The organism is Chryseobacterium taiwanense, from assembly GCF_000813825.1.
Lineage (GTDB): Bacteria > Bacteroidota > Bacteroidia > Flavobacteriales > Weeksellaceae > Chryseobacterium > Chryseobacterium taiwanense.
In genome coordinates, this window is record NZ_JWTA01000019.1 from 89,060 (window position 1) to 97,287 (window position 8,228).

General features: G+C 34.2%; 6 protein-coding genes. 1 reads left to right on the top strand and 5 read right to left on the bottom strand.

Features of this window, described 5'->3' with window-relative positions:
- Positions 1–11: 11 nt before the first annotated feature.
- Positions 12–1,019, bottom strand: coding sequence for a PDDEXK nuclease domain-containing protein (locus tag RM51_RS17685; RefSeq protein WP_039372710.1), 1,008 nt, complete (start codon positions 1,017–1,019; stop codon positions 12–14).
- 176 nt (positions 1,020–1,195) lie between these two features.
- Here RM51_RS17685 and mobC point away from each other — a divergent pair, with 176 nt between their 5' ends.
- Complete coding sequence (gene mobC / locus RM51_RS17690; protein WP_039372713.1) at positions 1,196–3,196, top strand: conjugal transfer protein MobC; 2,001 nt, start codon at positions 1,196–1,198, stop codon at positions 3,194–3,196.
- Between the two features lie 181 nt (positions 3,197–3,377).
- On the opposite strand, the gene RM51_RS17695 is transcribed toward mobC, so the two are convergent.
- From RM51_RS17695 to RM51_RS17710, 4 genes are all read right to left on the bottom strand, one after another.
- Complete coding sequence (locus RM51_RS17695) at positions 3,378–5,453, bottom strand: type IA DNA topoisomerase (protein ID WP_039372716.1); 2,076 nt, start codon at positions 5,451–5,453, stop codon at positions 3,378–3,380.
- 29 nt (positions 5,454–5,482) lie between these two features.
- A complete protein-coding gene (locus RM51_RS17700; protein ID WP_052248554.1) occupies positions 5,483–6,877 on the bottom strand; it encodes a DUF3945 domain-containing protein in 1,395 nt (464 codons plus the stop codon).
- 421 nt (positions 6,878–7,298) lie between these two features.
- Positions 7,299–7,526 (bottom strand): hypothetical protein, encoded by a 228-nt coding sequence (locus RM51_RS17705; protein WP_039372718.1) that lies wholly within the window; start codon positions 7,524–7,526, stop codon positions 7,299–7,301.
- Between the two features lie 17 nt (positions 7,527–7,543).
- Positions 7,544–8,228 (bottom strand): XRE family transcriptional regulator (locus tag RM51_RS17710; RefSeq protein WP_039372720.1); only part of this gene is annotated, 685 nt, incomplete at its 5' end.

Here is an 8,228-nt window from a genome sequence, read left to right on the forward strand (position 1 = left end):
GGTAAATAAATCTATCCTTCTTTTGCTATTAGAGCCTGTACTTTTCGCTGCAATTCTTTTTTGTCTGGTAAGTATAGCTGGTATTTTGAAACAAATATTTTATTAGAAATTCCACCCGTTGCATATTCTACCAAGACTTCATCTTTTTCTGCAGAAAGAATAATTCCTATAGGTTCATTGTCGTCCACTACATTTTCTTCTGATTTGAAGTAGTTTAGGTAAAGGTTCATTTGACCAATATCATGATGCTCGACCTCCTTGATTTTTAAATCAATAAGAATAAAACATTTTAGAATACGGTGATAAAATACCAAATCAATATAAAAATGCCTTTTCCCTAACGATATTTTGTATTGTCTGCCAACAAACGTAAATCCTTTTCCTAATTCAAGAAGGAACAATTGAAGATTATCAATAATTTTCTGTTCCAATGCTTTTTCAGTAACCATATTTTCTTGTGAAATCTTTAAAAAATCAAGAATATAAGGGTCTTTTACAGCCTCTTCTACATCGGTAACAATATGCCCATGTTCAGAAAGCTTCAGGACTCCTTTTTTATCTTTACTCAAGGCAAGGCGTTCATACAGCGAAGACTTGATCTGACGGTCAAGTTCTCTGTAACCCCAGTTTTCAATTATTGCCTGTTTTTCATAGAATTTTCTGGAATTTTCATCTGAAATAGCTAACAATGTGATGATGTGGGTCCAACTTAATTTGGCAGGCACTGCCTGCCATTTTGGATAAGCCAGATAAAAGCGGCGCATATCAAGTATATTACGCCTGCCAAATCCTTTGCCATACCGCTGTTTCAAATCTTTGGAAAGTACTGCTAATAAATTACTTCCGTATTCAGCTCGTTCCTCACCATGTTGTTCATACTCCACAATGTGCCTGCCGATTTCCCAATTGGATTTCACCAATTCACTGTTGATGGCTCGCACAGCATTTTGCCTTGCCGTTTCTATAGTTGAACCAATGCTGTCAAGTAGATTATTATAATTTGATTGTAGCGTATTCATCTTGATTTGTTGTAATGACAAATGTAAATATTTTCAATAAAGAGCAGGTCATCAGAGAGTGTCTAAATTATGTTTTAAACGATGTCATTAATAGTCAAATGATGCCAAGAACAGCCTTTGATATTTTCATGAACTGATGACTTCTACATTCATTCCTGAACTTAAAATTGTATCATATGCAGGGTGAAGACGACTTAAGGGGGCTTGCTAAAATCATGGGATTTATGAGAGCTGTAAGCATTGTAATTGTACTTATGCATCTATACTGGTACTGTTATCACGCTTTTGTAGAACAAGGTTGGACATTGGAAATTGTCAATACAATACTGACTAATTTTCAAAAGACTACAGGATTGTTTTCTTACCCAATCTATACCAAAGTTTTTGCCTTAGTATTATTGGTTTTAAGCTGTCTTGGAACCAAAGGAGTGAAAGATGAGAAAATTACATGGGCAAAAATTACTAAAGTATTAATCATTGGTTTTCTGTTGTATTTTTTCAATTTTCCTTTATTGAAGCTAAATTTGTTTCTAGGGACAGTTCTTTACTTCATTTCAATTTCTGGCGGATACATTTTTCTCATGGTGGGCGGATTATGGATGCACAGACTATTGACCAATAACTTAATGGAAGATGTGTTCAATAATGAGAATGAAAGCTTTATGCAGGAAACGAAGTTAATGGAAAATGAATACTCCGTTAATTTACCCACTAAGTTTTATTACAACGGAAAATGGAATCAGGGATGGATCAATATTGTTAATCCTTTCAGAGCCACTATTGTTTTAGGAACACCGGGATCGGGAAAATCCTACGCCATTGTTAACAATTTTATTAAGCAGCAGATTGAGAAAGGCTTTTCCATGTACATCTATGATTTTAAGTTTGATGATCTTTCGACTATTGCTTATAATCACTTATTAAAACATTACGATAAGTATAAGGTTAAACCAAAGTTTTACGTAATTAATTTTGATGATCCGAAGCAAAGTCATCGTTGTAATCCCTTAGATCCTAATTTCATGACAGATATATCTGATGCTTATGAAGCCGCATACACTATAATGCTGAACCTAAACCGCAGTTGGATACAGAAACAAGGAGACTTTTTTGTAGAGTCACCAATTATTCTATTAGCCGCAATAATTTGGTTTTTAAAAATTTATGAAGATGGTAAATACTGTACTTTTCCTCATGCCATTGAACTGCTGAATAAAAAGTATTCCGATGTTTTTACTATTTTAACTTCTTATCCTGATCTTGAAAATTACCTTTCTCCTTTTATGGATGCCTGGCAGGGTGGAGCACAGGATCAATTACAGGGACAAATTGCATCAGCTAAAATTCCTTTATCCAGAATGATTTCTCCACAACTGTATTGGGTGATGACCGGTGATGACTTTTCATTGGATATTAATAATCCAAAAGAACCTAAGATTTTATGTGTGGGAAATAATCCCGACAGACAAAATATTTATTCGGCTGCATTGGGATTATATAATTCCCGTATCGTAAAGTTGATTAATAAAAAAGGAAAGCTGAAAAGTTCTGTGATTATTGATGAACTTCCGACCATTTATTTCAGAGGATTGGATAATCTGATTGCAACGGCAAGAAGTAATAAAGTAGCGGTATGTTTGGGGTTTCAGGATTTCTCTCAGCTGACAAGAGATTATGGTGATAAAGAAAGTAAGGTGATTCAGAACACCGTGGGTAATATTTTTAGTGGACAGGTAGTAGGCGAGACCGCAAAAAGCCTTTCAGAACGTTTTGGAAAGGTTTTACAAAAGAGACAAAGCATGACCATTAACAGAAATGATAAATCCACTTCTATATCTACTCAACTGGACAGTCTAATACCAGCTTCTAAAATATCAACATTAAGTCAAGGAATCTTTGTAGGAGCGGTATCTGATAATTTTGATGAACGGATTGAACAGAAAATGTTTCATGCTGAAATTATCGTTGATAATGAAAGCGTTTTAGCAGAAACAAAAAATTATCATAAGATACCGGAAATTTTATCTTTTATTAATGAGAATGGAGAGGACATTATGAAGCAGGAAGTTGAAGAAAACTACCTGCGGATTAAGAAGGATATTGTTCAGGTTGTTGATCATGAAATGAAACGTATTAAGGCTAATCCAGCGTTGCAGCATTTAATACCAAAGGAATAAATTATAAATTAAAAATCCCCGATGTACGGGGATAAAAACTAATAACCATGAAAACTCAAATTAAACATGAGAATCGGGTACAAATTTAAAACAAATGATGGTGTTTTCCTATTTACAGCATCTATGAGCTTTATAAATTATGTTTGTTTTATCATACGATAGCATAGAAAATCATTTCAACTTATTTCTCGTTTCTTTCGAATTCAAATAAGCATTCACCTTTGTCCTTACATATTATATAAGCATTAAAACTTTTTCCAGATTTACTTTTCATCCCCTTAAGTAATGATGTCTTCCCCTTATTGATTAGGTTTTCGATGTCTGTTACTGAAATGTGAATGCCACAAATATTTCGTAGCTGTAGCCAATTGCAAAGTTGGTCAGGACATTGTACGATGTTTTCTCGAATCATCAAATACTGAATTTTGCATTGAGGACAGAGAAGGTCGGGCAGATGAGGTTTTTCAATGTGAATTTGCAGTAATTCTTTCGTGACAGATTGTGTATAGTTTTCAATGTGTTTTTGAAATTCTGCTGCACTCAATGTATTGCTCTCTATATCCTGCATAGCCAGTTCCCATTCGGCAGTCAAAGAAACATTAGCTATTTTTTTATCTTTTACCAGATCATATACTTGTAAGCCTATGGTTGTGGGAATAAGTAATTTTTTTTCTCTTTTGATATACTCTCTGTGAACTAAGGTCTCGATAATGGATGCCCGCGTTGACGGAGTGCCGATTCCTATATTTTTTAAGATGTTTCGTTCGTCTTCTTTTTCAATTTTTTTTCCTGCGTTTTCCATAACAGACAGTAAGCTTCCTTCTGTATAAAGACTTGGGGCAGAGGTTTTCTTTTCAAGAATACTAATCGTTTTAATTTTTAATTCTACTCCTTCTCTTAATTCTGGAAACTCCTGAACCATTTCGGAGATATTTGAAAAAATACCATGGATAGCTCGCCATCCCATTTGTAATATCTTAGCTCCTTTTGCAAAAAAATCGTAGTGAAGCATCTGTAACCGGATCGTTGTGATTTCTTTAATACAAGGCTGGGAAACAACCTCAAGCAACCGGAAAGCAATTAGATCATATATGGCATTTTCTTTTGCAGTAAGCACTGAAGGAATTTTTTCAGTAGGGAGTAATCCGTGATGATCAGTAACTTCACCATTATTCACGATTTTTTTATTGAAGTTTCCCCAAGGAATTATGCTTGCCGCCTTTTTATAAAGTTCTTTTTGCTGTAAAATTCTAAGGAGGGCTGGGATTTCCGGCCATACATCTTCCGGAATGTACTGACTGCCTGTCCGTGGATAGGTGATGAATTTTTTTTCATAGAGGCTTTGCGCTATATTCAGGGTTTCCTCGGCGCTAAAGTTCAGTTTCTTGTTGGCCTCCTTTTGCAAGCTTGTCAAATCAAATAGAAGAGGAGCGTATTCTGTTACAGTTTCTGAATGAATTGAATTGACCGTTGCTGTAGTTCGGTTTCTTTCAAACGATTTTACAAGGTCTTCCGCTTGTTTTTTTTCTGTGAATCTTAGTTGTCCAAGACTTTTGAATTCAATAAAATCTTTTTGATGCATCAGTTCGATTTGCCAGTATTGCTGACTGGTAAAGTCTCTGTTTTCCTGATAACGCTGGCAGATTAAAGCCAATGTCGGAGTCTGAACTCTTCCTAGTGAATACACACCATCATCTGCTGCTATAGTTAATGCCTGTGTGGTATTGATACCTAATAACCAATCAGCTCTGCTACGACATTGAGCAGATTGGAACAATTCATCATATTGATATCCCGGTTTTAAGTTTTGAAAACCTTGCTTAATAGCTTTTTCAGTTAAAGAACTGATCCATAATCTTTCAAATGGTTTTTTACAGTTTAAATATTCATAGATGTATCTAAAAATCAGTTCACCTTCTCTTCCGGCATCCGTAGCTACGATAATGCTCTCGCATGCAGCAAACAATTTTTCGATTGTTTTCAATTGTTTGAATGCCCCTGTTTCAGTTTCCAATCGTTTACCTTTTTTTACTTTTCTGATTACTAATTTAAAAGGGGCAGGTATAATCGGTAAAGCTTGTTTGTTAAAAGTTGAAATTCCATAATCTTCCGGCATTCCCAAGACGATTAAATGACCAAAAGCCCAGGTAACGGCATAGCCATTACCCGTTATATATCCATCTTTCCTTTCTGTTGCTCCCAAAACCATAGCAATTTCTCTGGCAACACTCGGTTTTTCTGCTAATACTACTTTCATATTAATTTAATATTGATTGGTCAGTATTATTATATACTGCGTCCTTTTGTGCGTCCTTTAGGTTTGTCATGCTTTGCCTGCTGAATATGGTCTTTAGGAGATTGCTGGCCTTTATGTAATGATTCCTTTACATTTTTAGTGGCTTCATTGGTTTTACCTTCTGAATTAACTGCTGTTTGTGTTTTGTGCTCTTCTGTAGGTTTTGCCTGTTCCTTTAGTTGGTTGGGATTGCTAAATGAGAAATCGATTTTTCCGGTTTCCTGATTAAGGGTGATATACCCTTGGTAGGGTTGATCCTTTTTATCCAATAGTCCATCAAGATAGATGGTTTGCCCGGCTTTAAATTGATTATATTGTTCATCATTTAATTCCTTACCTCTGAATGTTTTTGGAATTTCCGATGATGGGGATTGTTGAAGGCTCTGTTGATGATCAAACAGAAATTCAACATATTTTTTATCAGCGTTAAACTGAACGGAGGCATTGAAAGGTTCGCCTTTGGAAGAAATCATTCCCTCAAGGTATAAGGCTCTACCTTCTATAAGCGTTTGCTTTTGTGCGTCATCTAGTTTGATACCCTTAATTTCATCTGGAATTTTAATGTTCTCTACTTTGTATGCAACAAGCTCATTAGTCAATCGATCTCTGCTGATAAGGGAAGGAGTGATTTCATCAGTCTTTGGATTGATAAGATCTACCACACGCCCCATATTACCGTTTTCTATTAAATTCTTTTTGTCTTCAGTAGTAAATTCATGTCCCAGAAACTTAAAGTTAAAATTCGGTTCTTTTCTGATTCCGTGGATATTAACCATTACCTCGCCGGCATCGTTGGTGTTCAGTGAAAGTCGTGCATCCATGCGTGTTAGTGCTGTTCCGAGATTAATGGTAACAGGAACAAGGCCATTGGTTTTAAACCCTCTTAACATGGGGTCTAAAGCATTTACTTTTTCTAATTTTTCTTGGGTTAAGCCAAATTTTGACATCATATTCCAGTCAATCTGATCTGCAGAATATTGATATTCTTTTTCTGATAATGGATTTGTACTCATAATATTGGTGTTTGGGTTTAATATTTTGTAGGTATTTAGAAATTCTTCCCCTTCAGTACTGGGATTTTTAAGGTGGTGCTGGATTTGTTTTCCAATATTTTCAGACTCTTTAAGGGGAGATTTAAAGAAATTGAATAGGGTCGGGTTTTTGAGCTGGCTTAAGAAGTTGGAGAAAAAATTAGAGAACATATCTCCATGTTTATCAATTTTTAAAAATTGATTCTGATTTTTTTCTGTGTTGGGGACTGTTTTTAAGTCACCTTTTTCGTCAATAGTTTTTACCGCCTCAATCTTGTTGGTTTTGGGGTTTAAAACCAGTAAAATATTGATTAAGGAAGGATCTGGATTTTGAGTATTAGTAATATTTTCCATGATGCTAAATGTTTATTTAGTATCGAAGATAGATGGTATAATTAAGATACCATAATGAAGGTATTGAAAGGAAGAATTTGGCTTAGTCTTTCAGGAGTAGTATCCGAAAAAAAGAAAACAATTATAAAATTTTTTAATTTTTTTAATGATCTGGAAAAATTACTAATTTAGAATACCTCAATCAAGAGGCTCTTACATAATTTGGGATCCTGTCTTATAAATAATAAGACAGGATTTTTTAATATCGGAGAGATAGTTATGTTATACTAAAAAGCAGAGTTAGAATATAGAATCATGATTATTAATAATTTTTGTATAACTATTATGCAAAAAATAATTAATTTTATCTTGTCTCATCTTAGAGACATTTTTTTCATCATTTGTGTTTAGAATCCTGTTTTTATATTAGAAAACAGGATTTTTATCTTTTGTCCAAATAAATAGATTTGTTCTCAAATATATTCATACCTAGTATTTTATCAAGAGAAATATTGTAAATCAATTCTACAGAAAAATTTGAAATTTCGTACAAAACATATTTTGATTGAGAAACGGTTCTTTCACTGATTAAATGTCCGTGAGAAAGAACATAGTCATATTGCGTTTGACGGTCTGGTAAATTTTGAAAATCATAATAAGAGATAATCATAACAGGATGTGGATTTTTTAATTGTTTTTTGAAATTTTTTCATCAAGTCCCTGAATATCTTTTCTGATTTCTAAGAACATTTCTTTTAGATTATAGTTTTCAAGACGATCTGGTTCAAAGTCCTCTGGGAAAATTCCTGAAGCATACTGCCATATTTCAACGATTTCTCCCAATGGAATTTCATAAGGTTTATAGAATGAGTTATCAGCGGCTACAGTTATTGATTTCTTATTTCTGGAAGTAAACCTTTTATAAGAAATACCATCATTTAACGTAACAAAAACATAACTTTTATTTGGTTTCAGATCATCAATGTTTTCAAGATATTTTCCAATAATATACGAACCATCTTTAAATGGGGGCATAGAATCCCCTTGAGCCGGGAATGCTCTGTATTTACCATTGGTTAAAAAAGGAAGTGAAATTCTTTGCAGACTTTCAATATATTCAGGGTCACTATACCCTGATAAATAACCCATAGAAGCTTTTTGTGGAACAATTTCAATGCTGTTATTACCCAATTGGTCTACTACAACTGGTAATACAATTCTGTTATCCGGAAGTTTTAATACATCTTTCAGTGGGTATTTTCTAATATCCACCGTGAGAAGCAGATCAATACTCAAATTGAAATATTTTGAAATTCTGATGAGCAGTTCGTAAGGAGCCTCAGAACGTCCATCCTCATATTTGGAATAACGA